Raw genomic sequence first — 26,461 nt, 5'->3', positions numbered from 1 at the left:
GCTCGCTGGACGCGCCACCTTACTTTTCCACGGGCCTTAATGCCTTTGCCTTCTCCATCGGGTCAGTAAGTGTTCGCGCCAGCCGGTGCATGAAACGATGACAGTTTGGGCAGACGAGGCAAAAGTCGGCTTCGGTCGTGTAGCGAATGCCTTCTTCGAGCGGGTTCATGTGATGAACGTCCAGCAAAGATCGCGCCGTAACGGTGGTGTGGGCTGCCTTGTCCGCCGGATCGAAATTGCAATTGTCGCAAACGAGCTGTCCTGATTTAGCGCGCCGTCGGACAAAGCGCTCGGCAAGCCACGCCGCACGCCTGCGGACCTTGGCCTTCTGCTCCTCGCTCATTCCTTCGAGTGCTGCGAGAGCGAGATCGCCATTGATGAGTTTGACGGTATCGGAGTTGATTTGGCTTTGCTCGGCCATTTTCGCTTCGTCCTCGATCCCAATCCAAGCATTGACAGTAGGCCGCGGCTCAATTTCCAGTTCCGCGATCTGGCTTCGTTCGTCATCGTTAAGAGGTCGCAGCGTCCCCGATGGATGCCCAAAAACTCGCGCCATCGCCTCCGGCGACAGAACTGCGTTGGCGTAGCGGTGCGGTACAAGCGCATAGCTTTCGATGATCGGGAATGCGACCGACCAGCGATAGCGCTTGTCACCATCGGCCCACATATTTTGCAGCTCCTCATATTCCTGGTCGCCGAGGATCGCCTTCAGAGACCTCGCTGATGCTCGAAGGCGATGTACGGCGATGAACTTACCAGCGACTTCGCTGTGGGACGCCTTTTCGGCAAGATAGCCGGCGTCGGTTTCGTATCCGGGGTTCGGGTCATCGAACTTGAGCGTTACATACTCAATGATGTAGCCGCCGTTGATTTGCGCATTGATGGCGGCGCGGCGCTGCTCCCGTGCGTTTGTTGAACCATTCCTTGGCGTAAAGCCGATCCAATGTGTGCCAGGGAGCCAATCGGCCTTGGCCGCGGTGACGGGGGCAGGCAGGTCCTTGATCCGCATGAGAATCGCCGGGTGGGAGGGGAGCGCCTACCAGTCTCGCGGCGTTGTGCCGGTCTGTCAAAGTTCGTTCTTTAGGAGCATCGCCGGTCTGTAAACGGCACCGCTCCTCTCCATTCTTTACGACACCAAACCGGCGATGTGATCGGCGCCGGCACTTTGATCGCGAGCGATAGGAAGCGGCGCCGGTCGCAGGTCGAATCAGCTAGAATCCGGGGCCATGAATACCAAAAAGGTGCCCAAGGCGTTTCGTCCCATCAACAAAAGGATCTACTCCCGCAACCGCTGCTTTTATTGTGGCAACTTGCTTCGCAGCAAGAATTCCAAGGAGCACGTTTTTCCGAAGTGGTTGCAGGAAAAGTTCAATCTTTGGGATCAAACGATCCACCTACTTAACGGGACGACGATCCAGTACTCAAAACTGACGGTGCCGTGCTGCCACCGCTGCAATACCGTCCATCTGTCGAAGCTGGAGAACCGTGTTAAGCGGTATTTGTTTGGCGAGCCCATTAGTGTGGCGCGTAAGCATTCGGGCGACATTCTTATCTGGGTGTTGAAGATCCTTCTCGGCATCATCTATGCGGAGCGGCTGTTGCCGTGGCAACGCTCCAAACCGGGCGGCAGGCGAATACTCCCCCGCGAGATGAAAGATTCATTGTCCATGACACATTTCTTCGTGCAGGGCCTGGATCTCAAAATTGAATTCGAGGCGGAAGGACAGATCAGGATTCCGGGTTCTGTTTTCATATTCAATTTGAAGCAACTGCCCGACCCTGCCGAGCATTTTACCTTTCGCGACGACCTCAATTCGCTGTCTGTCTTCATGAGGCTCGGCAATCGAGGCATCATCGCAACGGCAGACGGAGGAGCGGTCGACTTCGACGTCGGTGGCGCCGTAAGACGGGATGGCGCCGTCAAGCTGCATCCTGTCCAGTTCAGCGAAATAGGGGCGAAGATTTTTTACAAAGCTTCGCTTTTCAATCGCACGGCCAAATACATGACGATGTACTCAAACAAGACATATCGCGTGATGCAAATGCCCCTTGCAGGCTTGTCACCCAGGCCGGTGTTTGATGATTGGGACCATTTTGCGTACGCTCACTTTCTGGCGTTATTTATGAACGTGGACGTTTCCAGAGTTACCTCGGCGGATCAATCGTTGGTGTCAACCTGGCTTTATGACAAAGACGGAAATCGAACCTATATCCCTATCGACACGAAATAGAAGGCTTGCACTCGGACCGAGAAGAGCCAGCCCGCCTATAAAGAGAGCGCTGTCTGTCGCTTCAATTCGCTAACGTGAACGTCCATCTCGTCGAGGATTTCGGATGCCGAAACGACAAACTCGTTAAGGTCCTTTGCGCGGACGAGAGTATTTCCGTCATCCAGAAAGCGAGTGCAAGCACTCCTCCTCTCCGTTTCGGCCGCAGGCGATGCAGCCGCCTCCTCCGTCGCAGAGGCCTCCGTCAGAAGGCCGCGGTTGGCGCGGTCAAGTGATGGAGGAAACAGTGCCGCTTTGGACCGTGACCGAACTGATGCATCTGACGCGCGACGAACTATGCGATCTCGCAGACCGGATCGTGACAATCGTGCCCGAGCTGGAAGCCGGTTCGCTTGAACGGCTGAGAGCCTTAACGAGCCTGGACAACATTCGCAGGGTGATGGCCCTGCGGGATCTTCATCCGTGAACTGAGCAAGCTACAGCGTCGCTCAAGGTCGAAAAAGTGTCGAACTCAGACATTGCGTGCTATTTCCACGGCTTAGGCTTCTTGATGGCCAGCTTGTATGTCGTGAGCGCTTCGATTTGCGCCCGCAGTTCTCGCGCTTCATCCGCCTTTTTATTCAAGGCCGCGGCTTGTTCGGTCGAGATGTTCGGCTTCAGCGAACGCGGCACATGGATGACCTTCCCGCCCTCCATGAATGGTACCCACAACCCGTGCGCCACGGCATTCCGGATGTCCGCGAGTGCTCGCGCCTTCTTAATGAGCGCTTTGAATTCCTTGATCCGATCAGGCTCCTTCTCGAAGGCTATCTGGAAGACATGGTCCGCCGCCGTGCACAGCACCGCAAAGTCGTGGACCATGATTGCATTGAAGTACTCTTCCGAGACCCACGCCTCTTCAGCTACACGATGGCGAATCTCGTATTCGAGCTGGGAGAACTCGAATATGAAGCGGCCGATCGCCTCGTACGTCCTGTTCGAGACGTTCCTTTGCTTGGAAACCATTACCTATTGCACCATCAAATGGATTGCGCCGAGTTGAACGGCGGTCGTCCCGGCTAAGTCACCAGACTATGATTTCAGAGATTTGCTCCGTGGCAGCGCATCGAACTCCCGTGAGCCAGTTGCTTCGAACGATGCATTGAAAGCGACGACGCGCCATCTATGCCCACCTCTTTTGTTTCATTCGTAACTATCAATGATCGCTTCGAGCTTGTTAGCGATGTCCCTCGCCCTCAGCTCGATTTCGTACAGCTTTCGCTTTAGGGCTTCTGTGAGCCGCGCGTTCTCGCGCTGCCCCTGATCGACCGTCTCGATGATTGAGTTGTATCCGTCCACTTCCGCAAGCACAGAAAGCGCCTTCCGGTCTTTCTTCTCCAAAAAGATTACGGCCTCGCCGGATGCGCGCAGATCGTTTGAGACGCCAATTATCAACGTGGTTCTCGGGACATGACCGTTTCCTGGCATCGCATACCTCTCAGCCGCCGCAGCTCTCAAGCGTCGAACCTCGACCAAGATGTTCCATGCGAGCCCGAACTTTCGGCCGAAGGCAATACTACGGCGCATGGCGTCGCGGACTTCATGATCTCTCATTGGTTCGGATTTGAAGTTGTGCCGCCGATAGTATTTGTTGTCCTTTTCGTTCTGGTGCGGGGCCATTGCTGTTGCCTGGGCCATGCGAAGCACTACCGCTACCTGGTTTGGGCCTTTGCTCGGCAGCGGAACCATTACGATTTCTAAATCCTCGATCTTCGGGCGAATGTTGCTCGTGAGAATGTCCTCGATCCACTCTTTAGTGATAGCGGTTCTATCGGTGCCTTGATCGATCCCGGTCGGCTCGTGCTTATCTTCAGTGATCCCGTAAATAATCATACCGCCTCCCGCGTTTGCGAAGGCGGACGTGTCCTTACACAACTCCTTCGTGTCGGCCTTGCTGAGCGACCGGGAGTCTTTGTAGTCGAGGGCGTTGCTCTCCTGGATTTTGCCCTTAACGAAGTGCTGATCTAAAAATGCTTCGTCCCATTCCTGAAGCGGCTTCATTACTGCTCCCCATTTCGGGCGATCCTATCCCGGCTACTGCATGTTGCGAGGCGCTCACCTGTGCGCACTCTGTTGAAGGGTACCCCGGTCAATCAGACGATTGCTAGGAGGGAATGTTAGCCGTAGCTGGGATATTGTGTTCTCACGCCGCTGCCCGATCCTCTTTGTCGGCGCCGCGTGCGACAATCCGCAATGCATCATCAGGCAGCGGCCGTTGCAAAGCCCTCGCCTCATCCCATGGCGCACGCATCCACACGTCGCGCTCTTCGTCAGTCGTGAGGATCACAGGCATTGCCTTTGGATGAATCGGCTCGACGATCGCGTTCGGCGCAGTGGTCAGAAAGCCGTAAACAAGATGAGGTCCGGGAATTGGTTTTGACTTGGTGCCACGGTCACCTTTGAATTCGGTCCAGAGTCCGCCGAAAGCGAACAGGGGCCTGTCATCGTTCAACGCGAACCATACGACATCCTTCTTGCCGGTCTCCGGGTTGGGCTCCGGCGCGTATTCGGCGAAGCTGTTGGCGGGCACCAAGCAGCGGTTCTCGGGTTTGAGCCACCCACGCCAGTGCAGTGATGCCGTGTTGCGGACGTTGGTCACGGGTGGGCCGCCCGTGCGTGGCAGCGGCGGCATGCCCCAGCGCATCATGAGCATCTCGCGCTCGGTGCCGGCGTTGCGCACGACCGGCGCCGGATAGTCGGGAAACACGCCGGGCATGGGCGCGAGGTTGCCGACATAACGATTCACGACGCGAAAGAGCGCGCGAATGGCCTCCTGATTGGTCGTGATCGAATAGAGATTACACATCGTGATCCCGCAAATCTGTCAGCGCGTACCTCGCGGATCGAACTTCGGCCAGTTCGCGAGCGGTTTCAAGGACGGCAGATTGGCCGGCCGCTCGGGATAGTGAAACTCGGTGCCGCGGAGCCACCTCCCCTCGAAGCGATCCCAGAACAGGATGGCGTCCATCTGCCAGGTGAATTCATAGACCTTCCATACGCCTTCGTTCTGAATGGTCTCGCCGGTTGCATTGAACGGCAGGCTGTTGAGCCGACAGAGCGCATCGATCTCATTCCAGTGGGCGCGAATGTAAGTGTCCTGCAAGGCAACGTGATAGGGTCGATCGGCGCGCAGATGTGGCCCGCTTCCACGCGGATGAAATCCCTGCCGCTGCATCATGAATTCGGGAATGCGGCTGATGGCTTTGCCGATCCGGCGCGCTTCCTCGGCGGTGAGTTTGCTGGCACCGAAACTGTAGGTCTGTGTCTCGTCGCGGCAATAGAGCCACGCCAAAGTCACACCGTTGGCGTCCTGGACGACATAGCACTCCGAATTCTCCCGGATCAGGGTCCAGGGCGGCTTAAAAGGCGGGTTGACCGGCTTGACTCCATAAGAACAAAATCGGAACATAAAGTCTAGCGGGTCAACCTGGAACAGCGTCATGTCTTCTGGTTCACAACCGAACGCACAGGACGTGGACGGGCTGGAGGCTGCCGTCGATCAGGCGATCGCAGCGTGTGACGGCGACATGCGATCCACGATCCGCGCGTTGATCGTTGCGAACGACTATTTGGAATCTGAGGTGAGCGAACTGATGAAGGCCGTCTCTCACGCCTATGTGCGCGGGAGATTTCTGACCTATTCCGGCTAGGAGCGTACCATGGCGGAGGTAACCTACTTCGTTGCGCTGCCCTTCGTCGCCGCCGACGATGGTATTGCGGCCGGCGAACCAATGGAATGCTTCAATCCGACTGCGGTCGTGATGCGTGCGGAAGCTTTGTCGCGCAAGCCAGGACATGTGGGCGCGGTGGCATTCAGCCGGACCGGAGATCCCGCGACGGGCGATTTCGGAGACGCGAAGATCATCCGGAAGTTTGGCGACGTGCCGGACGATTTGAGCACGCTTTGAGAGCAGGCTTGTTTGACGTGTCCGGGTTGAATTCAGACACGATCCGACTGACACAATGGAATTTGAGCGGCCCTTGGAAGAAGCGCTGTCGGGCTTAGAGCATCGCGTTGACGGGCGGATGCAGCCAACCGCCGTCCCGGCCAACGCGAAGCGTGGCAAAATCCTCCTCGCTACCGCGATGTTCGACAAACGGTATTCCCTCGGCATCTGCAGTGCGTGGTGTGATGTCCTTCAGTTTGCCCGTGGGCGTGTGACGCACAACGCTGTGTGGGACGAGCCAGTGGCCGCCGATCACCAGCCAGCCGCGAACAATCTCATGGTCAGGGTGCTGTCGGGCAAATTCGGCGCAATTGTCATGACAATCGTTTTTCCGAGCACCGTCGGCGGGTTCGAGCAAACCACCGCGTGCAACGCCGGAGCGGGCGACAACGTCATCGAAGTAAGCCGTCGTCCGGTCGACTTCAGTCAAGCTAATCCTCGTTCGTCAAAACGGACGGCAAACAGCCGTGCCGCAAGTAGTAGCGCGTAAAGCCGGAACGTACAATCGTCGGCATCGGACAGACCAGGATGCGAGCCATGCGGATGTAGCCTTTTCACCAAGCCGTTCACATCTACATTCTGAACCTGCACATCGACACGTCGAACGAAAAGCTAGGAATTTTCGGTAACCGAGAAGATGAGCGAGTGCTTACAGTCTCGTCCTTTGGTTCGGGTGCCGAGCGAGTAGCTTGTTATTCACCGCCAGTCTGGTTGTTGCGGTCTCTGATTTCTCGAAACTTGGTGATAGCTAATTCACCGTGCTGGAGGCACGCGTCCAAAAGATCACGATACCCTACAGCGTTCATGATGTCGGCAGGAAGGCCATTGAATTTGCCCGTAGGATCAGGAATATCCTTTAACGGCAGCGACGGATAGTCATTACGAAGTTGACGTGAATAACTCGACAGCGACATAGCGAACCAGCCGAGGGGATCATGCGTCTCCTTGAGAGAAATGAATTCCTGTTGATCGGTTTCGGGTAAACTGGGAAACCATTGCGGAAGAAACGGCTCGGAGTAACTCATCAGCGGATCGAGTTTAGCGGTCATCACTAGCGTAAAGCAATTTTCAAGCCAGCTCGCCTGGAAAGCATCTTGAAATTGATCCCAGGTTACCAACTCGACATTCGTCATCTGTGCGGCATCGCGGGAGCCAGACTGAAAACCCGAGCTGGAGATGATGTAGCCCTTGTGGGCGCCAACATCCGCCATCACGCTACGAAAGGAATGGACGACGGTTTGAGGAACGGCGGCTTTCCAATGCTTGCACTCGCATAGGATAACGTACTTTCGTCCCTTCAGAGTTTCCTCCGCATAGACGTCGATTTCTGCGTGACCGCGGACAAGCTTCACCTTCTTTTCGACTTCAACTGCAAACCCGCATTCTGCGAGGATGCGCGCAGACTGTTGCTGAAGGTCTTGCCAGCTAGACGGGGTTGTTGATGTGATCATACGAAGGTGAGTGCGAACAGGATCGTAACGGACGATTGAGCGGAGCGGTCTTTGATCAAGATTGCCCGTGGGCACGCTTCTGCAAGTCTGCGCAGCGCTTCATCAGATCAGCAAAAGGTACAACGTCGCCGAGGAGCAAGCCCGCATCGACCATTTTCTGATAGTCAGCCTCAAGCTCTTTCCGCATCTCACCATCGGGGACCAGCTGTAATTTGCCCGAGACGGCAGCGTGATAATCGATGACATTGCCCTCACTATCTTTTTCACGGAAAAATTTGCTTTTCCAATCGGCGACTTCTTTCGCAAGGTTCTTGTCGTCAAATGCCGCCTTGGCGTAGCCAGCATCATCGAGCTTCACAAGGTCATACCAATGGCGTGAGATACGGTCACCCTCGATGCCTTGTGCGCAAAGGACGTGGATAGCCGTGGCTTTCTCCCAGAAGGTACGCTGAGGCAACATGACCTTGGGTGCCGCAGCAGGAAATTGGAGTTCGGACAGGGAGGGTGCAGCATCGCAAGTCACCTCACGGACTTCGGCCGGCTCACCGGTCGATCGAGCACCAAATTCCAGTTTAACGGATGGCGCTACATATTCCGAGCCTTGGGTGAGCTGCTCATAGTCGACATAGATCACGTCATTTTCGACACGGAATTTTACGGCCACTCCGGTCGCTGCGGCGTGCTTTTCGAGAACCGGCAATGCTTCGTCTCTGACCCACACCGGCAGCCGCTCCCGCGCCGTCTTCGACCATTTGTCAGCCTGGCTTCGTGTTTCAGGTATCGGCGGATCGCCTTTGGCGAGTTCGGGAATGATCTGACGAACATCGTAAGTGAGGTCGATATCTTCGGAGAACCGCTGAATGATGCCATAGCCCTTCGAGAGCGAAGTACCGCCCTTGAAAACGAGGTGCTCACCGAGTTTCGATTCGAAGAGGCCATGCAACGCCCATACCACCCAGATATCTTTTTCAAGCAAATGAACCGGCCGGCCTGAGGCCGTGGCAGCAACGCCAAGCGCCTCAAGCCGGTCGTTTGCGGAGAGCTTCTGGTATGGTTCAGCCATAGCTTAGAAGCGATCGGCTGATAGACTTCGACATCCACGAAGGTAGAGCGGCGCGCACCGCGACAAGATCTTGCAAAGTGTTCTCAGACAGCTTCTGCTTTAGCGTCCGCAACGCTTCGTTCGCTTGCCGCTCACCAAGCCAATCCAAAGCACGTATGGCCTGCCCTGCCGCCGGCTTCGTTGGCAGTAACATCCAGTCTGGCGCATGCCTCATCTCAACCGTCTGTGCACCCAGCTTGAACTCACGATCGGGACCAGACGTCAGATAGATAAGCTTGGTTGGTACCTGGGTCGTGAGACCAAGCGCGTTTGCAGCCGCGGCCCCATGCGGAACGATTGTTTCGGCACGCCTGGAAGCAAGCGCCTGGACAACCTTCTCCGCTTCCGGCGCTCGCACGCCGAAGCGAGTTTTGACCGGCAGCACATAAAAGCCTTGGGCAAGACGCATCAGCTCATTGCGTTCGGAAAGCCGCTTGAGGGCTTGATCGATCGCCGCGCGGCTTCCCAAATGCAAAGCATCCTTAGCACCGATCAAAGTGCCTTCGGGTAGTGCATGGGCATATTGCAAAATGCGTTCGGCTACGGTCTGCATGGCCTCCTCCATCTGTCAGAAATATATAGCGTTTTCTGACAGCTTGCAATACTTATCAAGCTTGCTAAGTAAAATCAGCAGGTTAGCTGCTTGAAGTATCGAGCAGATAGGCCGAAATCAACCCATTTACCTTCGCCATTTGCGTGATACTACTCACGTCAGCACCCTATGATAGGGTCATAGTCAGCACGTTATGCAAGCCAACAAGCCTCACTCCCGATGACCAGGATAGATCGCTACTCGCTGGCAGTCGCACCGATTGAACAGCTCTTCAATGAAGAGAGCTTGGGTAATGCGACGGGATTCGTCTGGAAGCGGAACGAACGCTTCTATCTCGTGACCAATTGGCATGTGATCACCTGTCGTCGCTTTCCGACTGGCGAGAATTTGCATAATCACGGCGCGCGGCCGAACAAGCTTCGGGTTTTATTCAACGTCGGTTTTCAGCAGTTCGGCAAACAAGAACATCTGATTTCCATACGTGATGAGGACGCCAGGCCGCATTGGCTTATTCACGGGACTCGAAATGTAGATGTAGCCGTGCTTCCTCTTCCTTATGATGGAAAAGACCCTGTCTTTGCGCTCAATCCCATCAACGGCAGCGAGGATCCGGACCTCTTTGTCGGCGTTGGCATGGATTGCTTTATTTTGGGGTATACATTCGGAGTCAGTCCTCCCGGATATCCCGTTTGGAAACGTGGAAGCATCGCCAGTGAACCTGACCTTATCCGGATGACGGGCGATCACATGCTGGTCGACACCGCATCACGTCCGGGAATGTCGGGCGCCCCTGTGATCTTGCGGACATGGGGCTACCATCTCTTAGATGACGGCAGCACAGAAATTGATGAAAATGCTCGAAGTAGATTCGTTGGCATCTACTCGGGTCGACTAGCCGCGCAACCCATGGAAGCACAGATAGGCATGGTTTGGGGTAGCTATTTGATCGATGAGATTATTGCTGGCGGTCAACGCGATAAAGATTGACCAGGAGATCAATCACGCAAAGACGTTCGGCGTCAGCGCCTTCGCCGGATAGACCAAGATCAACACGTTGAACGTGGTGTCGAACGCTTCTGCCAGACATTCGTGCGCTTGCCCGTTCAGATCGGTCATTGAGACCGACGTCGCCCCCGTCATCTTGCGCCCAATCGGCAGCACGCGCCCAAGCGAGTGGCGGCGTGTGATGACTGTCTCCGTCGGTCGCCCGAAGCGCTGCGCGAAAGACGGCGAAACTTCGATGCGCCGGACCTCGGCGCGCGGCCCCGTCTCCGGGTGATAGGTGATCGGCTCTAGTACATAGACGGCGCAGGCACGATGGTTGGTGCGCGCGAACTCACGGCACGAAGCATAGATGGAAGCGCCGAACTTACTCGCCAGCTTCATCGGTGTCTTGATGGTGAGTGCGTAGTCAGCGGCCATGTCCCGGTAACCGTCACCTTGGAACATCACGAACCGGGCGAAGTTATTCGCCTCGCGCTCGAACAGGTCGGAGATTTTGGGATCCAGCATTTTTTCGCAGTCTTGAAAGATACGAAAAATCTTACGATGCGCCGGAAGTTCGAGATGACCGGCTTCATGCAGCTTCAGGAAGTTCTGCTTTGATTCTCGAACAGTGTGATCGATATGGATCGTGTTATCGGCGGTGTCGGCGATGCCAAACATCTTGGAGATTGCGGACCGAACAGCGACTGCGGTGCTTTCAGCCTTACCGATCAAATATTCCATGATGCGCCACGGATCAAAGATACTCGCGGGTGCCACCTTGATGTTGGCGGCCGTTAGGACGTCCGCAATCGGCGTCGGATAGACGCCCCACCCCGAAGCGCGATCGAGAGCGCGCCGCGCAGCGAGCTGCACGGCGCGCAATTCATGGGGGTCGAGACTACTATCGTCGGTTCGAGTCACCCTACTTCTTCTTGCTCCGCAAATAGCCGAGGAATTTCACGAGTTCGGCTTCTTCCTCGTCTGTCAGATTATGTTCGGCAAATGTCGCAACGCGACCGTGCCGCTGCTCGGGAGCACGTCGCGAGCGCGTCGGCACAACAAAGCCGGCGCGTTCCATCAGTCCATCATAGGGAACGGCGTAAAGCTCAGCGAGCGCATGCAGAATGTTCGGGCTGGGTCGTTTGATCTGATCGGTCTCGATCTGACTCAAATAAGCGTTGGACACGACCTTCTCGGTCTCCCTCTCCACCTCGCGCAGCGACAGGCCGCGGTCGGCGCGAATTGAGGCGAGATATTGACCGAGCGTGAGCTTCACCTCCGGCTCATCGTCGGCGTTTTTCATGATCTCCTCCACAAAACCATTGATTCATATCAAGAATTACGCGCAAACGCTAGGAAAGTCAAGCGCGCTTGAGACTGCTTGACAAACCTAGCATGCCACCCTATCTTAGCACCAGGCTTGGCGCTGTGCCACGTCGCACGACGAAGATGACGGAGATAGAACCATGGAAAATGCAGTAACCGGCGGCCATGGCCGCGATGTCGGCGGCGCGGGCCAGTCTGAAGCGCGTGGTGCCGGCCCGGATGGGCAGTTCTTCACCAAGGTGAACGGCCTAGAGGTGAAGTTCGCCAACCCCGACCCGAAGGGTGAGCACATCCTCGAGAAGGCCGGGTTTCAGCCCGCCGGGGATTTCGCGCTGATCCAGCTTCTGGGTCATAGCAGCCGCTCGATCGGTCTCGATGACGAAGTCGATCTGCGCGGCGCAGGTACGGAAGAGTTCCGCGCCTTCAAGACCGACCGGATCTATCGCTTCACGCTCAACGGTCATGGCTTCGAGTGGGGGACGGATAAGCTGGAAGAGAATGAGCTTCGCGTCATCGGCCACGTTCCCGGCGACGAGGTGATCGTTCTGGAGCGCGAAGGCGAAGACCGTGTTCTGGAGCCCGCCGATGTTCTCGACCTTGGTCACGGCGGCACCGAGCATCTCTATACCGAGAAGCGTCTGATCACGGTGTTCTACGAAAACGAGCCCCGCGAGATCCCGCGCGGCACCTACACCACCGAGGCGCTGAAGACCCTCTTCGGTGTGCAGGAGGGCTACATCCTCGAAGTCATCAATCACGAGGGGCAGCTGACGCCGCTGAAGCCCGGCGCCAAGCTCCGCGTCAAGGAGGGGATGAAGTTCTTCGAGCAGGTCCCGTGCGGGGGATCCTCGTGAGCGACCAGACCACGCAGTTCGCTGGCCTCAAGGCCATGCACAATAGCGCCGTCCTCCTGTCGGAGGGCGGCCAGCCGGTCGTCTTGATGCCCGGCTTCGGCTTCACCGCGGGCGGGCAGGCTCAGACGATGGACCTGCTGCTCGTGCCGTTCGCTCATTCCGGGTACGTTACCCGGCTGTTCTTCGCGCAGCAGATCCCGGGGCGCGGCGCGAACTGGAAGGACTACCGGATCGTCGAACGTAACTGGTGGGCGCCTTCCTGGAACCACGTGCCGGCGACGTTGCAGTGGACGAAGATGTTGCTGGCGCATCTGAGGGCCGTCGAATGAACATCCGCTTCAAGATCACCAGCGCCTTATTGAAGACCATTCGCGACGACCTGAACCGGCCGCATTCGTTCGCACATGAGCGCGTCGGCTTCATCAGCGCCGGTCTCGCCGCCGCGCATAATGAATTGCTAATTTTGGCGCGGAGCTATGAGCCGTTGCGCGATGACGAGTATCTGCGCGACACGCGCGTCGGCGCGATGATGGGTGATCAGGCGATCCGCCGTGCCCGGCAGGCGGCGATGGATAGCCGCGCCGCCGTCTTTCACGTGCACAGCCATGGCGGATCGGGAATCCCCGGCTTCAGCGGCGTCGACAACCGCGAGAACGCCAAGTTCGTGCCGAACTTCGTCTCGGTGGCGCCGCACAGCGTGCATGGCGCGATCGTCCTGAGCAACACCGCGGCGTTCGGGCAGGTATGGATTGGGCGTGCCGGCCCCCATCCGTTCGTCAACCAGTTTACCGAGGTCGGAATGCCGATCAAAAATTGGAGGGCCGCATGAGCCGTCTCGACCGCCAGAGCTTTCTCGGCGCCAACAGCGATGTCATCCTCGACGCCGCCACCATCGGGATCGTGGGACACGGCGGCGGCGGCTCGCATCTCGCGCAGCAATCCGCCCATATGGGGATCGGCGGTTACGTCAACGCCGACCCCGACTTCATCGAGGACACGAACACCAACCGCTTGATCGGCGGCACCTTGGCCGACGTCGCGGTAAAGCGCAGCAAGGTTGACATCGCCGAACGGCTGATCCGCGGCTTGGTCCCCAACGCAAGGATTATCTCTATACCTGATAAGTGGCTGACGGCCGTGGATGACCTCAAGCTTTGCGATGTCATCATCGGCGCCGTCGACGGCTTCCAGGAGCGTGAACAGCTGGAGCGTTTCGCCCGGCGGCATTTGATCCCTTACATCGATATCGGAATGGACGTTCATGATCTCGGCACGAACGGCTTTTTGGTCAGCGGGCAGGTGATCCTGTCGATGCCGGGATGCCCATGCATGCGCTGTTGCGGCTTCATCACCGACGAGCGGCTGGAACAGGAAGCCAAGAAGTATGGTGCGGCCGGGTCACGTCCGCAGGTGGTGTGGTCCAACGGAGTGCTGGCTTCGACGGCGATGGGCTTGCTGACGCAGATCTTGACGCCCTGGTATCGCGATCCGCCGCGCTTCGTGTATCTGGACTATGACGGCAACAGGGGCACGGTCATCCCGAACAAGCGCATGGCGCTGCTGAAGGACCATGTGTGCCCGCATCACCCGCCGGCTGAGGCTGGCGATCCGCTGTTCGATGTGCGCACACAGAGTTTCGCGCCGAGGCCGGCGGTGTCGTCGATTACGGCGAAGGCCTCCTGGTGGCGCCGGACTTGGAATCGCCTGCGGGCGATCACAGGCTGAAAGAACTGGATGATATCCCACCGATCTAGGCCACAGGTAACAAATTGTAATATCTAAGATATTTTAGCATGTGGACGATTTTACAAACGGACTTTGAAAATTCGTCCACTCGGCTCTACTGTGCTCCACCAGCGCTTCCTTCCCTGAAAGTGGACATGACACAGCCGAATAAAAACACTTCAATCGAGGCTGACTATCTCCAGCTCGCCCGCATCGCCCTCTCCGGCCGCACGCAAGATGTCCAAGTGATCTTGCGGCGTATGGCCAAACGCTATGCCCCAATTATTCCTGAACTCGCTGATGCTTTGACGACGCTCTTACATGAGTTGCCGACACCGACATCGCCATTGCGCCAGCAGGCCGATGTCCCGCTTCCTGTTGATCTCGACACGCGGCTGCACCTCTTGCGAGTCGAGACCCAGCCTGTTCTCGATCACGAACCGATCTTTGCACCGGGCGTGAAGACCGCGCTCGCGCAGATCGTCGAGGAACGCCGCCATCCGCAAAAGCTTGTTCGCGCCGGCCTAGATCCCACACGCGCGGCGCTCTTCCTTGGCCCCCCTGGCGTCGGCAAGACGATGGCCGCGCGCTGGCTGGCGCGCGAGTTAGGACGCCCGCTTTTGATCCTCGATCTTGCGGCGGTCATGAGCAGCCTGCTCGGCCGTACCGGCACCAATCTCCGGCACGTCCTCGAATACGCCAAAACAATCGACTGTGTTCTGCTCCTTGATGAAGTCGACGCCATCGCCAAGCGCCGCGACGACCACAGCGAAATCGGCGAACTAAAACGGCTCGTAACGGTGCTTATCCAGCAAATCGACGATTGGCCGGCCTCCGGTCTGCTATTAGCCGCCACCAATCATCCGGACCTGCTTGATCCGGCCATATGGCGGCGCTTCGAGTTGCACATGGAGTTCCCGCTCCCGGATGAGGTGGCGATCACCCGTTTTATCGACGGCATGCTGGCGCCGCACTTTCCGGCGGTCCAGATGTGGAGCAATTTACTTGCCCTCACCTTCGCTGGTCGTTCCTTCAGCGATGTCGAACGCGACTTGTCGGTTTCGCGCCGAGGCGCGGTTTTGGAAGATATTTCGTTGGACGAGCAATTTGGGCGGTTGCTAACGAACGCGAATGTCGCGAAGCGCAGCCGCATCCGGATTGCAACGGCCATTGTCGAGCAGGGCCTCGTTTCGCAGCGTAAAGCGACCGAGCTTACAGGCGTGTCACGCGACACCATCCGGAGGCGAACGACGCCCAAAAAGAAAAAGGCCAAGCAACGCAATGGAAGGGACACGTCGTGACAAAGCGGAACTTCCTGATTGGTAAAGGCGAGCGCCTCGTCGACGATGTCGCCGGCGTGCGCGGCGGCGGTGCCAAAAATCACCCCTATACTTTCGCGCAAGCCCGCGAGCGCCTCGCGCCGATGCTAGCACGCGCTGTGCGCGGCATCGATCATCTGCCGGACAATGCTTGTCCGGGTGATCGCGCGGTCGCCACCGTCACCCTGAACCCCGAATATATTGCGAAGTCGTATTTCCCAGACAAGCTGCTGGAGACCGTCGGGCTTCAGGCTGTCGGTAGCCGCCCGCGCCGAGTAACACCTGAACGGCGGTCTAAGGGGCGGGAGCCGGAAGAGGCCATTAGCACCGAACTGTTCGTCATGGGTCCGCGATCGGCGTTCCGTGCCTGGCGCTCGTCGCTGCCCAAGTGGAGCGAGGAATTAACCGGCGCGGATGAACTTGCGACGATCGAGCAGGTCGCCGCGCCGACGCCGCAGGATAAGATTAAAGGCCGCCTGCCAAAAACTGGAACCACTGTATTCGAGGCGGTCCTTCACGGTGACGCTGGGAGCGGTCGGACCGGCGTTGTGACGATGTTCCGCGACTATCTCAAGGAGATCGGCGCACCCCAGAGTCTTGATCGCAAGTTTTCAGCCGGCGGACTGTGTTTCGTCGAACTTGAGGCACCCGTTGAACTTGCCAATCAGATTGCAACCTTTACGCCGGTGCGCGCGCTTCGCCAGATGCCAAGCTTGCGCATGCTTAGGCCAACTTTCAGGTCATCGCGGGTATCGATGGCGAACACCATGCTCCCGGCGAAGGGGCCGATCGATTCCAATATCCGCGCAGCGATCTTCGATGGCGGAATTCCGAAAGGGCATCCGCTGACGAAATGGGCCAAAGTCATCGAACCCCCGGGGATCGGAAAAGCTATTCCCGATTTCCTGAAGCATGGCGTCGGTGTGACCTCCGCTTTCTTGTTCGGCCATATCGATCCGGCGAAGGCACTCGGCCAGCCTTACGCGTTCGTCGATCATTATCGCGTCTTGGACACGGCGCCTAACCAAGACCCGCACGAGCTGTATGAGGTATTGGGGCGCATCGACAAGGCCTTGGTCGAAAAGGAATACGATCTCGTCAACCTCAGCATCGGACCGCGGCTGCCGATCGAAGATGACGATGTTCACGCCTGGACAGCCGTCATCGACGATCGCCTTTCGAAGGGCAAAACGTTGGCGACGATCGCCGTCGGTAACGACGGCGACAGCTCCGCTAAGGATCAACTTAACCGAATCCAAGTACCGGCCGACTGTGTCAACGCACTCGCGGTCGGCGCTTGCGATAACTCGGAATCGCCTTGGGAGCGTTGCGCGTATAGCTCAGTCGGTCCCGGCCGCAGTCCAGGTCTTGTGAAACCTGATTTCCTAGAATTCGGCGGTTGCCTGCAACGGCCGTTCATCGTGGTCAGTGACGCCGCGGCAGGTGGGCTTGAAGCGACGGAAGGCACTTCGTTTTCTTCGCCGTCGGTATTGCGGCTTGCGGCTGGCGTGCGCGCTCACTTCGGTGACAGCCTGAGCATGCTTGCGATTAGGGCGTTGCTGGTACATACGGCGGAAGCCAGCGATTTTCCATGCGAAGATGTCGGGCGCGGCCGGGTTGCCCGCTCCGTTCAGGACATCGTGCTGTGCGAAGACGACACAATCCGTGTTGTTTACCAAGGCGAGATCGCGCCCGCGCGCTATATCCGCGCTCGCATCCCGGTGCCGTCAAGCACGATTCCCGGCAAAGTCACGATCACGGCAACCTTGTGCTACCCGACAGGCGTCGATCCTCACCACCCGGGTAACTATACCCGCGCCGGTCTGGAGCCGACATTTCGTCCGCACGATCAGAAGCGAAAAGACTCGAAGCAGGTTCATGCCGACAGCAAGGGCTTTTTTGGCAAAGCGCAGAGCGGCCTACTGGAGGACGAACTCAGGCGTGATGCGTGGAAGTGGGAGAACTGTCTACACACCAGTGTCACTTTCATGGGCAAGACGCTGCGCAATCCCGTGCTGGATATTCATTACAATGCGCGTCTCGACGGCAAGAACTTCGCACCGAAAGAAAAGCTGCCTTACGCTTTTGTGATCAGCGTTCACGCTAAGCACCTTGGTGACCTCTATGACCAGATCATTCGCAAATACGCCGGACAACTCGAGGCACTGCGACCTGTCGTCGAAATTCCGGTCAAGGTGTAACCCTTCCCAGACAATGACATCAGTACATCAGGTTGATTGCATGAACGTAGGCCGCGAATTTCAAGAAATCGCCCATTGTGGAGGGCAAGTTATTTTCAACGTCACCACAAACAGCGAAGGTCGGCGCCTCGTTCAAACTACTTTTCAAGGCAGCCGGCCGGTCCCAATGGCGCTCTATGCTATTTATGCGCTGCCGCAAGGCATTCCCGTTTCCGATTTGCCGATGGGCGGGATCGGTTCACCTTTTCCTCCGCCTCCCGTTCCTGGCTGCGTCCCGGTGTTCATAGGCTCAGACAGCGAAGGAAAGTTTGGCTTCCAATGTGAGCGCTGCGGTCAATATTGGCGCGCACGCGGCGGAGTAACGATTTGTCCATATTGCGGGGTACGCGGCGATCGCCACAACTTTTTATCTAAGGCGCAGCGCCTGTACGTAAAACTTTACTGTCACAGGCTCGAAGAGGCCTTCGCCGCGGACGACGATGGGGTACACATCATTGATATGGATGCGGTCGCAGATGCGGCAGGCAAGGATGTGGAAAAGCCGCCGTTTTATTTCGCTGAGCAGACTCAGCAAAAGCAATTCAACTGCTCCGCTTGCGGCGAATTCAACGACATCTTGGGGCGGTTCGCCTACTGTTCGGTCTGCGGCACTCGCAACAATTTTAGTGAGTTCGAGGACGTTATCGTGCCAGCTATCCGCGAGGAGCTAAATCAAGGCGGCGGTCCAGCTGGCTGCCTTAAGGACCTTGGCTCGGCTTTCGATACCTTCGTCGGGCAATATACGGAACAGCTCATCCAAAATAGGCCGATGCGCTCGGCACGCCGTGAGCGGATTCTTAAAATGCGATTTCATGATCTCGCCTCCACAAGAAGAGAGCTTTTGGGCGGCTTCGATATCGACATCTGCGAAGGCATGACGGAAACCGCAATCGCGTCTGCGACGCGCTTCTTTCAACGTCGTCATGTTTACGAACATAACGGTGGTGAGGTCGATGAAATGTATCTGCGTGACAGTGGCGATACATCAGTTCGCCTAAAGCAAGCCATTCGAGAAACGCAATCTGGCGTCCATGAATTTGCAAATCTTACGCTGCGTATGGCCCGCAATCTTCATCGCGGCTTTCATGACATCTATGAACCAATAAAGGGGCCAATCGATCGTCACGAGGTGGAAAAAAAGCGCCTGGCAGCCTTTCAGCGTCCGACCGGACAACTCGACAACCCGCCAGTTCATACTGCCAAGCATCAGCTGCGAGGCTCGTAGTTGGGCAACATTAGAGCTTGGTCATCGGGGATCAAAACCGCTGGCGGGGCGCCGATCTATGCGGGCCGAATGTAAGTTCAACGGTCTCTAACGACGTCCGAAAGATCTTTCGGTGCCGCCTGCGAGCATCTTAACATGGCATTTTCGCTCTGAATTTTGTGCCGCTTTGTGCCAGTTTTGTGCCGTGGAGTTTTTGGAAGCCATTTGGAATCCGACGCGGGATAGCGCTAACCGATTGGCAAACAACGGTTTCTTCTCGAACAGACTGGAAAAGGTTTGTAAGGAATGAAAAAGCCCGCCAGAGGCGGTCTAATTCCTTGATATCACTATCAAATCTTGGTTGCGGGGATAGGATTTGAACCTATGACCTTCAGGTTATGAGCCTGACGGTGATCTCTCGCGAAAAGGTTCGAAGAATAATTGGTCCGGACCTCCGGGGCTGCTTATCTGGTCCGCTCATCGCCTCGCGTGTCATCGCGCCGGTCGGCAACGACGCCCTGTTCCGCTCCACCCCGCTGGTTATTGGCAAGCTCCGAAAGTTCGTTCTTCAGCGCATGCCGCCGAGTTTCGACCGGCGGCATATCGTTGACGAATTGCCGAACCTGGCGAGCCAACTCGTGATCTGCTGCCACTCTTGAGCGCTGTAGCTCCGCGGCATACTCGAGATATCGTCGCCTAGTCTCGTCCTGACGTGACCTAATCTGTTCGTCCCAAGGATGTTTGGCAGCCTTGCCGCCCCTCACCTCCGAAACCACTTTCTTTCGGGCGAGCCGATCGACCTCGGGCGTGATCTTTCGCTTGCGCAAAGCGACCACCGCCGCCCGATCGGCCTTCCTCACCCGTCCGCGGGTTCGTCGCGGCGTTGCCTCCGCGGCGATCCCGCGAAGCCGGAGCTCGCCAGCAAATCGTTCTCGCCAGGCCTGAAGATCCGCCTTGCGGGGGTTGAGGCGCTTGCCGTCCTGGCCTAGGGACCGAACGGTCAAGTGCACGTGGGGATGCTTGTCGTCGAGGTGCTGGACGAAGACGTAGTCGTGATTATAGCCGAACGTCTCGATGGCAAATGCCCGGGCTGAATCCTTCACGGCGACGGCATCGGTGCCAGCCGGCATAGACAGAATGATGTTGACCGAGAGCGACCCATCGCGGCGGCGCTTGTCGTCGAGACCGGCATCATCCTCCCAGCGTTGCTGCAGGTCTTTCAACCCGGAACGACCCGCCAGTGTCGCGCCCTGCTCTGTTTCCACGTCAAGCCCGCCATTTCGCGTGATGTAGGCCAGGTGCGACTTAAGATGAGCTACGCCCTTGGTGCGACCGGTGATCTTAACCATCACCTCTGGTGCTCGACGCACGATGCGTTCGAGCTTTGCACGCATCGCCGGCGTAAGGCGGCCTGGAGCGGCCGGATCTGGGATATCCCACTCGGCCCGCCGTGGGCGCCGATTGGGCGTTTCCCAGACATACGAGATCGGCGGAAGTTCGGTCAGGTCGGTCGGCCGCGGCGAGCGCCGGCTCATCGCCGTCCATCCCAATAATCCGCGTTGCCGTGCAGCGCATCACGAAGTTTCGCTAGCTCTGCTTCAATGACCGCTTTGGCCTCTCGAATTACGGATAGATCGGGCTCAACCGCCCTGCCCTGCAGCACGCTGGCGTTTGCGGCACGCGCAATCTGATTGATGTTGCCGCCGATCCGGTTGAGCTCGCGAACGATCGCGCGGAGCGCCTCATGCTCGTGCGGGGAATGCTGCACTGGTGATCCCAATCGCGAGCGCACTAAAGCGACGATCCAGCCGGTTCGCGTCATGCCGCGCTGATGTGAGACTTCTGCGAGCTGGCGCATCTCACTCTCGCGAAATCGCACCGTCACCTTTTCCGGCCGTCCGACCGGCAACGCCAAGATGCGCGGCGCTGGTGCGGCTAGTGCATCAGCAATGAGACGCCGCAGCAGCGCGGATTTGCCGCCCTGGGTAGCTGCAAGAATTGAGAACTCCGCCGCGAGTTCGTCGGAGACGCGAAGCGAGATCAGCGCCATGCAGTCCAGTCCCAATTGCGATGTAGTACATCGCTGGCGCGAAGCCTATCCTGCACTAGAAAACGCGAATCCTTCCACCCCCTCCACGTTGGTTCAAACCAACAGGCTCGCCATTCAAAACTCGGAACTTGCTGCCGGTGAGATCCACCCCAGCCGACGATTGATGCGGAGAATTCCTCCGGGAATGACGCAGCCGTCGCCCCTGATCCTTGTGCTCCACGAACGCCGCGCGTGCAGATCGGCAATATTGGCACCGAATATGTGGACCGGGGCTTTCCAGCAGCCTCCGGCCTCTCTACAGCGCTGTGGGGGGCGCGTTCGGCCTCCGGCTGCTGCGCTAACGCGCCATCCTTCGGATGGGAAATCCGCTCCGCCGGCGCACCAACGGCGGCAATTTCTCTGAGGAGGCTGTCTAAGACAAGCTTCATGCGAAAAGGATCTCTTCGATTGTGATGGTGGATACCGGAACCTCTTCCGCTTCTTCTGCACCATCAGCCAACAGGACTGCGTGCCGGGAGCCTTGAGACGCGAGTCGATCGACCAGAAGACAGCCAGTGCGATCTTGGTGACGCACTCTGATCGTCAGTGACGGGCTCATGCGCGCGTTCCGATCGACCGAAGGGTTGGGGGACTTTTCCGCGATCGCGGTTACACGATCTCTCTCTGTGGGTCGCAATGCCACTTGCGCTGCGATCGGGCTTCGTGCCGGTTGAGCTCCAGGCGGCCCTTCGCCATCAGCAGGGGAGCCGCGGATTTCCGTCCGAACTTTGCGAGCCAATTGACGGGCCTGGGCATCGGTGAAACTCTCCTGTGCTGCGCATAAAGTCTCGACGGCGTTGGGCTGCTCACGCCAAGCCTGATACAATTCATACACAGCACGGATTGATGAGCCCCCAAGCTTCGACTGGAGGAACTCCGGCATGCTCTGGACCGACGCGTAGCGAGACACCCAGTCCCTCGGCTTGCCGAGCTTGCGCGAAATGTCAGCTTGGTTATCGCCCTGCCCCAAGCGGTCCGCGATGAACGCCGCAATTTCGGGGGCATTGAGGTCGTCGCGCTGGATATTCTCGATCATCTGAACATAACGATCCGCAGAACCAACGGCATGAATGAAGGCCGGGATATCACGGAGCCCGGCGCGCTTAGCAGCACGATACCGCCTCGCACCCATGATGATCACGTAACGGCCTTCCTCCGCCGCTTGCCGCAGCACGATCGGTTGCAGCACGCCATGCTGACGGATTGATTCCGCAAGCTCCTTGAGCTTCTGTTCGTCGAAACTGCGACGCGGCTGGTCCGGATCTTCGTCAATACGATCGATCGCGATGCAAGTCGGCTGTCCGATTGTGGCGGCCCCGTCTTCCGCGGCGTCGATGAGCTGCTTAAAGCTGAGATCAAGCGCCATGTGACGGCTCGTCCATCTGCGCGACGATCTTGGCGAGAACATCGCGGATTTCCCGACCAGCCTCCTGGGCAGAGCGCCGCTTGAGCTTCCAGACCGGCAGGCGTTCCGCAACGGCCTCAGCGTAGCCGTCCCTTGCAACGATCTGGCCTGGAAACACATATTTGCCCGCCTCGCGCAAGAGTTGCTCAAGATGGGTCCTTTGACGGGGCGATTTCGTATTGAAGTTCGAAGGCAGCAACCCGAGGAACTTCGTATCCTGGCGGCCATAGCGCCTCTGCACGCCGATCACGGTCTGCATCAGACCTTTGACGCCCTTGATCGAATAGTCCTCCAGATAGATGGGGGCGAGCACATGCGACGCCGCCACCAAACACCCGACACTGCGCAGTCCAAGGGATGGCGGCGTATCGATGACGCAGGCATCGAACTGATCCGACGCGATGGCGAGGTTCTCTTGCAGAGTCGTTATGGCTGCCGCACTGCTGCGATCAAGATCAGTCAGCGAGCTATCGGCCGGCGCGAGCGTTAGGCCTTCGTCTTCCCGAGCTACGACCCGCATCCCCGGCTTAAACAGATCCGCAGCTAACGTTGAACCGGCGTAGTGCCTCAATGTATCCGATGCATTGCTCTGCGCATCAACGTCGATCACGAGAACGCGGAGATCCGCTTCCGCCATGAACCAGGCCAAATGCACAGCAAGCGTCGTCTTGCCGACCCCGCCCTTTTGATTGTTGATGACAATGGTCTTCATCTTAAGGTCCGAAATGGATCTAACAGCGCGGGAGTCATGTTCTTGTCCATCATGTCGTGGGGGATGTTGGTTTGAACCAACAGACGGTTGCGAATCCGGTCACCGGAACGATCCCGGAATTCGTCCGGCGAATCCCCTGCCACAAGAGTCAGGTCAGCCCATAGCCATCGAGGGAAATTCTGGGACGCGAGACTGGGATTGTGCTCGTTGCTGGGCGCTCCGCTACAGGTCGCGAGCGGATCGCCACGCGAAGGCGCGGAGACCGCTTGTGGGCTCCGGGAGCGTCGCCGCGGCGCGAGTTGAGCCGTCCCCGAAGGGGCTCGCCCAAGCAGGCTGGGCTGGAAGTGCCGCAGGAAGCATTGAACTAGGAACCGATCTCTTGCGGGCTCCTATTCTGATCAGGACTAGCGCAATTGGAAGCCAAGTATTGCACGCGCGCCCCGATGGCGAAGTCTCGATCGAGGAGAGATTCAATCCGGCAAGAGGACGGTCCGCGGTATTTCCGGCGCAACGGACCTATTGATAAAACGAATCGATCTGCCCGGTCGATTCATAAAACTCATTGGACGCCGCTTCCCTCGGAAGCGAGACTCTGTCCGTGCCGAAACCCGAACCCGAACCGCTTCATCTGCGCCGCATCGATGCCGCGCGCAATATGCGTCGATTTTATGCGCTGTCCACGCAGCCCACCTTGTTCGGAGAAATGTCGCTGATCCGCAATTGGGGCCGGATCTGCACAAGTGGCAAGACCATGGTGCAGACCTTCGATGGTAGTGCGGAGGCGATCGAAGCATTCGTACGCCTGGAGCGTGCCAAGCGGAGGCGCGGTTACGCTGTCGCGGACAAAAGACCGTCTTAGTCTGACATTCTTTCGAGGATTACGGCTCTGCCTGTGATGGCGGCTCTATCTGTCGCGGCCTTGATGCCAGACCAGCAAAATCGAAACAAGACGGAGCTCACACCCCACTAAGGGACGTTATCCTTGACGATGAGTAGGAAGTCCTATGGTTCTGCGAACGACGTAAGCCAAATTGCTTTGAGTCATAACCCAAGCGCGATCTCGGCCCATTTCAACATGCGGTCGCTATTGAGGAACGCCAGCACCGCCGGCTCCAGTGGCGCGGGCGCGCCCGGTCCAACCAAAGCCGTAGCGGCAACCATGTCGCAGCGCTGATTGAAGGCGAGTGAGAGCGCGGCGTTGCGATTTCCCTCGACGCGATAGGCCCGGCTGCGGCCGCGCATCGGACCGACGATGATCTCTCGGCCGGCACCGATCGGCGTTGCCTTGCCAATCAGCGCCAGGTCGCCCATTTGCTCGAGGTCGCCATCGTCGGCGACGCCGGTGGCGCAATTGCAAAAGCCGAGCTTGGCGCGAACGTAGAGTTGGATCTCGCCGCCGCAATCGTCGGCCTTGCAGCGGAACGCTTTTCCTTTACCCCAGGGATCTGCGCCGAAAGGCCATTCGGTTTCCGTCCACACCGCGCGGACCTCGCCGGATGCCGCTGTTGCGCTTGCCGGTTCACCAGATCGCAAGATCCAGACCGCAGCGGCTGCGCAGAGCAGTGTGGTGGCTGTGCTGATCGCAAAGAATTTGCTTGTCAGGCGCATGGAAGGTACCGCGGCACTTTTGCTAATTCTGAGCCATGAACTTTCGTGCGGCCGCGAGGTCCTCGCGCGAGGAGTCGCCATTGCGCGCCATGTCGACGACCTTTGCGTAGTACTGCCGCGCCTTCACGGCGTCACCCGCCTTCTCGGCGGCGTGAGCGGCGCCGATCGTCGCGCCAAAGCGGTTCGGCTCCTTGCGCATGGTGCTTTCGAACGCGACCAATGCCTCCGTTGCCATGCCGCGTTCGAGCAGCATGGTCCCGTAAAGCTCGCGTGCCGGGGCAAGCGGTCCCGGCGTCACGATGGATTTTTCGGTCTTGTCTTCGGCGTCGGCGGCAAGACGCATCGCTTCCAGCGCGTCCTCCTGTTTTCCCTGGGCATTGAGCTGCCAGGCTGTGGCGACCTGCCGCTGAATATCGACGATCTCAGCCCAATAGGCGTCCTTGTCCTGCTGCAGCTTGTCCCGCAGCTCCGCCAGCTTGGCGATGTCCGCCGTTGCTGCGTCTGCATTGCCGGAGCGCGCGGCGCCAAGGGCGCGGGCGAAATAGGTGATCGCATCGACATAGGCAAACCGGCTCGGCTCGACCTTCAGCGCGGCAGCTCCCTGCCAATCACCGCGCTCAACCATATAGCGCGCCTGGCTGGCCGCTATCGCGTAGGGACCGGCGCGGACGGCCGGCGCATACCCCGTGGTCGCAACCATGTCCGCGATGACGTCGCGGGCTCGGCTGTCCTGCGCAAGCTGGAGCAGGGCGTAGACCATGTAGTCGTCGGCATGCAGCTGCTCGCTGGGGTCCTTGCCCTCCTTGGCAGCCTTGGCGGAGCGGCTATTGGCGTCGATGGATTCGTTCCAGTAGCCGACGCGCGTGAAGATGTGCGACGGCATATGTAAAGCGTGCGGCGCCGCCGGCGCGATCTCGGAATAGCGCTTGGCAGCGTCGAGACCTCGTTCTGCAATCGCCGGATAGTCGTAGAGGTGGATCAGGTAATGAGCGACGCCGGGGTGCCGCGGCTGCCGCTTGAAAATCGGCTCCAAGATGGCAGCGCCCTTGAGCTGGTTGGCATAGGTCTTGTCGTTTGGTGACGCCGTGACATTCAGCGTGATGGCGTAGGCGATCTGCGCCTCGTCATCGTCGGGATAGCGCGCGGCGACGGCTTCGGTTGCCTTGAGATAGGCCTGCGCGCGTTGACCAAACGTCGTCTTTTCGTCGCCCGAATAGAAGGCAAGCAGCGCGTCGATATAGTCACGTTCGCGTTCGCTCTTGGCGCCGAGCGCCTTGGCCTTCTGCAGAGCGCCGAGGCCCTCGGTGAGATTTTCCTTCGGCGCTGGAAAATGCGGATTGTAGAGCAGGCTCAGCGCAATGCCCCAATAGGCGATCGCGCAATCCGGATCGGCCTGCAACGTCTCCTCGAAAATCTCTTTCGCAGGCCGATACCAGAACGAGTGCTGATAGCGCATCCCGCGGTCAAAGCGGCGCTGCGCCACCTCGTTGCAGGAGGTCTGGAAGTGAACCTTGCCAAACTGCTCGTCCGTCCCATCCTCCGCGCGTGCGGCAGGCGTGGTGGAGATCGAGCCCAGGATAGCGAGGGCGAGAAGAGAGACGGTTCTCAAGGCGAGCGCGCGCATCGGCCCCTCCGTTTCTGTTCAGAAAGAATTTACTCAGATGGCGCCGAT

The 26,461-nt window shown here is 58.2% G+C and carries 30 protein-coding genes and 1 tRNA gene; 13 read left to right on the top strand and 18 right to left on the bottom strand.

Annotated elements, in window-relative coordinates; all coding sequences use genetic code 11:
• Window positions 1–19: 19 nt before the first annotated feature.
• Window positions 20–1,009, bottom strand: coding sequence for a hypothetical protein (locus tag B5V03_RS28950; protein WP_129273803.1), 990 nt, complete (start codon window positions 1,007–1,009; stop codon window positions 20–22).
• Between the two features lie 217 nt (window positions 1,010–1,226).
• Between B5V03_RS28950 and B5V03_RS28945 the strand changes: the two genes are divergently transcribed.
• Both B5V03_RS28945 and B5V03_RS28940 read left to right on the top strand, forming a co-directional pair.
• On the top strand, window positions 1,227–2,231 hold the full coding sequence (locus B5V03_RS28945; RefSeq protein ID WP_129273801.1) for a hypothetical protein: 1,005 nt from the start codon (window positions 1,227–1,229) through the stop codon (window positions 2,229–2,231).
• Between the two features lie 283 nt (window positions 2,232–2,514).
• On the top strand, window positions 2,515–2,694 hold the full coding sequence (locus B5V03_RS28940) for a hypothetical protein (protein WP_129273799.1): 180 nt from the start codon (window positions 2,515–2,517) through the stop codon (window positions 2,692–2,694).
• 59 nt (window positions 2,695–2,753) lie between these two features.
• On the opposite strand, the gene B5V03_RS28935 is transcribed toward B5V03_RS28940, so the two are convergent.
• From B5V03_RS28935 to B5V03_RS28920, 4 genes are all read right to left on the bottom strand, one after another.
• A complete protein-coding gene (locus B5V03_RS28935; RefSeq protein ID WP_129273797.1) occupies window positions 2,754–3,233 on the bottom strand; it encodes a hypothetical protein in 480 nt (159 codons plus the stop codon).
• 177 nt (window positions 3,234–3,410) lie between these two features.
• The gene (locus B5V03_RS28930; protein WP_129273795.1) at window positions 3,411–4,268 is read right to left on the bottom strand and encodes an AlbA family DNA-binding domain-containing protein; all 858 of its coding nucleotides are present in this window, start codon (window positions 4,266–4,268) and stop codon (window positions 3,411–3,413) included.
• 142 nt (window positions 4,269–4,410) lie between these two features.
• Window positions 4,411–5,073 carry an SOS response-associated peptidase gene (locus B5V03_RS28925; protein WP_129273793.1) on the bottom strand — a complete coding sequence of 221 codons (663 nt, stop codon included), beginning with the start codon at window positions 5,071–5,073 and terminating at the stop codon, window positions 4,411–4,413.
• Between the two features lie 18 nt (window positions 5,074–5,091).
• The gene (locus B5V03_RS28920; RefSeq protein WP_245502368.1) at window positions 5,092–5,709 is read right to left on the bottom strand and encodes a hypothetical protein; all 618 of its coding nucleotides are present in this window, start codon (window positions 5,707–5,709) and stop codon (window positions 5,092–5,094) included.
• On the opposite strand from B5V03_RS28920, the gene B5V03_RS28915 reads away from it, so the two are divergent.
• Both B5V03_RS28915 and B5V03_RS28910 read left to right on the top strand, forming a co-directional pair.
• Complete coding sequence (locus B5V03_RS28915; protein ID WP_129273791.1) at window positions 5,708–5,917, top strand: hypothetical protein; 210 nt, start codon at window positions 5,708–5,710, stop codon at window positions 5,915–5,917. The two genes, B5V03_RS28920 and B5V03_RS28915, sit on opposite strands and share 2 nt — an antisense overlap.
• A gap of 9 nt (window positions 5,918–5,926) precedes the next feature.
• Complete coding sequence (locus B5V03_RS28910) at window positions 5,927–6,175, top strand: hypothetical protein (RefSeq protein WP_129273789.1); 249 nt, start codon at window positions 5,927–5,929, stop codon at window positions 6,173–6,175.
• A gap of 94 nt (window positions 6,176–6,269) precedes the next feature.
• On the opposite strand, the gene B5V03_RS28905 is transcribed toward B5V03_RS28910, so the two are convergent.
• The 4 genes from B5V03_RS28905 to B5V03_RS28890 form a co-directional block, all read right to left on the bottom strand.
• Window positions 6,270–6,644, bottom strand: coding sequence for a hypothetical protein (locus tag B5V03_RS28905; protein ID WP_129273787.1), 375 nt, complete (start codon window positions 6,642–6,644; stop codon window positions 6,270–6,272).
• 262 nt (window positions 6,645–6,906) lie between these two features.
• On the bottom strand, window positions 6,907–7,665 hold the full coding sequence (locus B5V03_RS28900) for a restriction endonuclease (RefSeq protein ID WP_129273785.1): 759 nt from the start codon (window positions 7,663–7,665) through the stop codon (window positions 6,907–6,909).
• Between the two features lie 55 nt (window positions 7,666–7,720).
• On the bottom strand, window positions 7,721–8,728 hold the full coding sequence (locus tag B5V03_RS28895) for a nucleotidyl transferase AbiEii/AbiGii toxin family protein (protein ID WP_129273783.1): 1,008 nt from the start codon (window positions 8,726–8,728) through the stop codon (window positions 7,721–7,723).
• A complete protein-coding gene (locus B5V03_RS28890; protein ID WP_129273781.1) occupies window positions 8,721–9,320 on the bottom strand; it encodes a DUF6088 family protein in 600 nt (199 codons plus the stop codon). The genes B5V03_RS28895 and B5V03_RS28890 overlap by 8 nt, the downstream gene beginning before the upstream one ends.
• A gap of 219 nt (window positions 9,321–9,539) precedes the next feature.
• Here B5V03_RS28890 and B5V03_RS28885 point away from each other — a divergent pair, with 219 nt between their 5' ends.
• Window positions 9,540–10,307, top strand: a complete 768-nt coding sequence (locus tag B5V03_RS28885) for a S1 family peptidase (RefSeq protein WP_129273779.1) — start codon at window positions 9,540–9,542, stop codon at window positions 10,305–10,307.
• Window positions 10,308–10,319: 12 nt separating this feature from the next.
• On the opposite strand, the gene B5V03_RS28880 is transcribed toward B5V03_RS28885, so the two are convergent.
• Together B5V03_RS28880 and B5V03_RS28875 are read right to left on the bottom strand one after the other, a co-directional pair.
• A complete protein-coding gene (locus tag B5V03_RS28880; RefSeq protein WP_129273777.1) occupies window positions 10,320–11,228 on the bottom strand; it encodes an ImmA/IrrE family metallo-endopeptidase in 909 nt (302 codons plus the stop codon).
• A 1-nt stretch (window position 11,229) separates the two neighbouring features.
• Window positions 11,230–11,610, bottom strand: a complete 381-nt coding sequence (locus tag B5V03_RS28875) for a helix-turn-helix domain-containing protein (RefSeq protein ID WP_129273776.1) — start codon at window positions 11,608–11,610, stop codon at window positions 11,230–11,232.
• 163 nt (window positions 11,611–11,773) lie between these two features.
• Between B5V03_RS28875 and B5V03_RS28870 the strand changes: the two genes are divergently transcribed.
• From B5V03_RS28870 to B5V03_RS28840, 7 genes are all read left to right on the top strand, one after another.
• Window positions 11,774–12,487 carry a multiubiquitin domain-containing protein gene (locus B5V03_RS28870; protein ID WP_129273774.1) on the top strand — a complete coding sequence of 238 codons (714 nt, stop codon included), beginning with the start codon at window positions 11,774–11,776 and terminating at the stop codon, window positions 12,485–12,487.
• Window positions 12,484–12,816, top strand: a complete 333-nt coding sequence (locus tag B5V03_RS28865; RefSeq protein ID WP_129273772.1) for a hypothetical protein — start codon at window positions 12,484–12,486, stop codon at window positions 12,814–12,816. The genes B5V03_RS28870 and B5V03_RS28865 overlap by 4 nt, the downstream gene beginning before the upstream one ends.
• Entirely contained in the window at window positions 12,735–13,316 is a 582-nt protein-coding gene (locus B5V03_RS28860) for a hypothetical protein (protein WP_245502367.1), read from the top strand. Before B5V03_RS28865 ends, B5V03_RS28860 begins: the two co-directional genes overlap by 82 nt.
• Window positions 13,313–14,212, top strand: coding sequence for a HesA/MoeB/ThiF family protein (locus B5V03_RS28855; RefSeq protein WP_129273768.1), 900 nt, complete (start codon window positions 13,313–13,315; stop codon window positions 14,210–14,212). Before B5V03_RS28860 ends, B5V03_RS28855 begins: the two co-directional genes overlap by 4 nt.
• A 155-nt stretch (window positions 14,213–14,367) precedes the next feature.
• The gene (locus B5V03_RS28850; protein ID WP_129273766.1) at window positions 14,368–15,513 is read left to right on the top strand and encodes an AAA family ATPase; all 1,146 of its coding nucleotides are present in this window, start codon (window positions 14,368–14,370) and stop codon (window positions 15,511–15,513) included.
• Window positions 15,510–17,732: a S8 family peptidase gene (locus tag B5V03_RS28845; protein WP_129273764.1), complete on the top strand. Its 2,223-nt coding sequence runs from the start codon at window positions 15,510–15,512 to the stop codon at window positions 17,730–17,732. Before B5V03_RS28850 ends, B5V03_RS28845 begins: the two co-directional genes overlap by 4 nt.
• 40 nt (window positions 17,733–17,772) lie before the next feature.
• On the top strand, window positions 17,773–18,996 hold the full coding sequence (locus B5V03_RS28840) for a hypothetical protein (protein ID WP_129273762.1): 1,224 nt from the start codon (window positions 17,773–17,775) through the stop codon (window positions 18,994–18,996).
• A 337-nt stretch (window positions 18,997–19,333) separates the two neighbouring features.
• On the opposite strand, the gene B5V03_RS41740 is transcribed toward B5V03_RS28840, so the two are convergent.
• The 5 genes from B5V03_RS41740 to B5V03_RS28815 form a co-directional block, all read right to left on the bottom strand.
• A tRNA-Met gene (locus B5V03_RS41740) sits at window positions 19,334–19,465 on the bottom strand.
• Window positions 19,440–20,510, bottom strand: a complete 1,071-nt coding sequence (locus B5V03_RS28830; protein ID WP_129273761.1) for a relaxase/mobilization nuclease domain-containing protein — start codon at window positions 20,508–20,510, stop codon at window positions 19,440–19,442. The genes B5V03_RS41740 and B5V03_RS28830 overlap by 26 nt, the downstream gene beginning before the upstream one ends.
• Window positions 20,507–21,025, bottom strand: a complete 519-nt coding sequence (locus B5V03_RS28825; protein WP_129273760.1) for a plasmid mobilization protein — start codon at window positions 21,023–21,025, stop codon at window positions 20,507–20,509. Before B5V03_RS28825 ends, B5V03_RS28830 begins: the two co-directional genes overlap by 4 nt.
• 424 nt (window positions 21,026–21,449) lie before the next feature.
• Window positions 21,450–22,430 carry a ParB/RepB/Spo0J family partition protein gene (locus B5V03_RS28820; protein ID WP_129273759.1) on the bottom strand — a complete coding sequence of 327 codons (981 nt, stop codon included), beginning with the start codon at window positions 22,428–22,430 and terminating at the stop codon, window positions 21,450–21,452.
• The gene (locus B5V03_RS28815) at window positions 22,420–23,181 is read right to left on the bottom strand and encodes a ParA family protein (protein WP_129273758.1); all 762 of its coding nucleotides are present in this window, start codon (window positions 23,179–23,181) and stop codon (window positions 22,420–22,422) included. The genes B5V03_RS28820 and B5V03_RS28815 overlap by 11 nt, the downstream gene beginning before the upstream one ends.
• 598 nt (window positions 23,182–23,779) lie before the next feature.
• Here B5V03_RS28815 and B5V03_RS28810 point away from each other — a divergent pair.
• On the top strand, window positions 23,780–24,040 hold the full coding sequence (locus B5V03_RS28810; RefSeq protein ID WP_206736198.1) for a WGR domain-containing protein: 261 nt from the start codon (window positions 23,780–23,782) through the stop codon (window positions 24,038–24,040).
• A gap of 182 nt (window positions 24,041–24,222) precedes the next feature.
• On the opposite strand, the gene B5V03_RS28805 is transcribed toward B5V03_RS28810, so the two are convergent.
• Window positions 24,223–24,789 carry a hypothetical protein gene (locus B5V03_RS28805; RefSeq protein ID WP_129273756.1) on the bottom strand — a complete coding sequence of 189 codons (567 nt, stop codon included), beginning with the start codon at window positions 24,787–24,789 and terminating at the stop codon, window positions 24,223–24,225.
• A 22-nt stretch (window positions 24,790–24,811) separates the two neighbouring features.
• On the bottom strand, window positions 24,812–26,413 hold the full coding sequence (locus tag B5V03_RS28800) for a hypothetical protein (protein WP_129273755.1): 1,602 nt from the start codon (window positions 26,411–26,413) through the stop codon (window positions 24,812–24,814).
• Window positions 26,414–26,461 lie beyond the last annotated feature (48 nt).

It is taken from the genome of Bradyrhizobium betae, from assembly GCF_004123905.1.
Lineage (GTDB): Bacteria > Pseudomonadota > Alphaproteobacteria > Rhizobiales > Xanthobacteraceae > Bradyrhizobium > Bradyrhizobium betae_A.
The sequence above is the reverse complement of the archived record's forward strand: the minus strand, read 5'-3'. Positions and strand labels throughout refer to the sequence as shown.

Excerpts from the sequence above, each read along its gene's own strand:
- B5V03_RS28855 (WP_129273768.1), top strand. The coding sequence starts at position 13,313 with ATGAGCCGTCTCGACCGCCAGAGCTTTCTCGGCGCCAACAGCGATGTC.
- B5V03_RS28870 (WP_129273774.1), top strand. The coding sequence starts at position 11,774 with ATGGAAAATGCAGTAACCGGCGGCCATGGCCGCGATGTCGGCGGCGCG.
- B5V03_RS28830 (WP_129273761.1), bottom strand. The coding sequence starts at position 20,510 with ATGAGCCGGCGCTCGCCGCGGCCGACCGACCTGACCGAACTTCCGCCG.
- B5V03_RS28895 (WP_129273783.1), bottom strand. The coding sequence starts at position 8,728 with ATGGCTGAACCATACCAGAAGCTCTCCGCAAACGACCGGCTTGAGGCG.
- B5V03_RS28915 (WP_129273791.1), top strand. The coding sequence starts at position 5,708 with ATGTCTTCTGGTTCACAACCGAACGCACAGGACGTGGACGGGCTGGAG.
- B5V03_RS28825 (WP_129273760.1), bottom strand. The coding sequence starts at position 21,025 with ATGGCGCTGATCTCGCTTCGCGTCTCCGACGAACTCGCGGCGGAGTTC.
- B5V03_RS28875 (WP_129273776.1), bottom strand. The coding sequence starts at position 11,610 with ATGAAAAACGCCGACGATGAGCCGGAGGTGAAGCTCACGCTCGGTCAA.
- B5V03_RS28935 (WP_129273797.1), bottom strand. The coding sequence starts at position 3,233 with ATGGTTTCCAAGCAAAGGAACGTCTCGAACAGGACGTACGAGGCGATC.
- B5V03_RS28910 (WP_129273789.1), top strand. The coding sequence starts at position 5,927 with ATGGCGGAGGTAACCTACTTCGTTGCGCTGCCCTTCGTCGCCGCCGAC.
- B5V03_RS28945 (WP_129273801.1), top strand. The coding sequence starts at position 1,227 with ATGAATACCAAAAAGGTGCCCAAGGCGTTTCGTCCCATCAACAAAAGG.
- B5V03_RS28840 (WP_129273762.1), top strand. The coding sequence starts at position 17,773 with ATGAACGTAGGCCGCGAATTTCAAGAAATCGCCCATTGTGGAGGGCAA.
- B5V03_RS28950 (WP_129273803.1), bottom strand. The coding sequence starts at position 1,009 with ATGCGGATCAAGGACCTGCCTGCCCCCGTCACCGCGGCCAAGGCCGAT.
- B5V03_RS28850 (WP_129273766.1), top strand. The coding sequence starts at position 14,368 with ATGACACAGCCGAATAAAAACACTTCAATCGAGGCTGACTATCTCCAG.
- B5V03_RS28920 (WP_245502368.1), bottom strand. The coding sequence starts at position 5,709 with ATGACGCTGTTCCAGGTTGACCCGCTAGACTTTATGTTCCGATTTTGT.
- B5V03_RS28820 (WP_129273759.1), bottom strand. The coding sequence starts at position 22,430 with ATGGCGCTTGATCTCAGCTTTAAGCAGCTCATCGACGCCGCGGAAGAC.
- B5V03_RS28885 (WP_129273779.1), top strand. The coding sequence starts at position 9,540 with ATGACCAGGATAGATCGCTACTCGCTGGCAGTCGCACCGATTGAACAG.
- B5V03_RS28800 (WP_129273755.1), bottom strand. The coding sequence starts at position 26,413 with ATGCGCGCGCTCGCCTTGAGAACCGTCTCTCTTCTCGCCCTCGCTATC.
- B5V03_RS28815 (WP_129273758.1), bottom strand. The coding sequence starts at position 23,181 with ATGAAGACCATTGTCATCAACAATCAAAAGGGCGGGGTCGGCAAGACG.
- B5V03_RS28890 (WP_129273781.1), bottom strand. The coding sequence starts at position 9,320 with ATGCAGACCGTAGCCGAACGCATTTTGCAATATGCCCATGCACTACCC.
- B5V03_RS28930 (WP_129273795.1), bottom strand. The coding sequence starts at position 4,268 with ATGAAGCCGCTTCAGGAATGGGACGAAGCATTTTTAGATCAGCACTTC.
- B5V03_RS28900 (WP_129273785.1), bottom strand. The coding sequence starts at position 7,665 with ATGATCACATCAACAACCCCGTCTAGCTGGCAAGACCTTCAGCAACAG.
- B5V03_RS28805 (WP_129273756.1), bottom strand. The coding sequence starts at position 24,789 with ATGCGCCTGACAAGCAAATTCTTTGCGATCAGCACAGCCACCACACTG.
- B5V03_RS28925 (WP_129273793.1), bottom strand. The coding sequence starts at position 5,073 with ATGTGTAATCTCTATTCGATCACGACCAATCAGGAGGCCATTCGCGCG.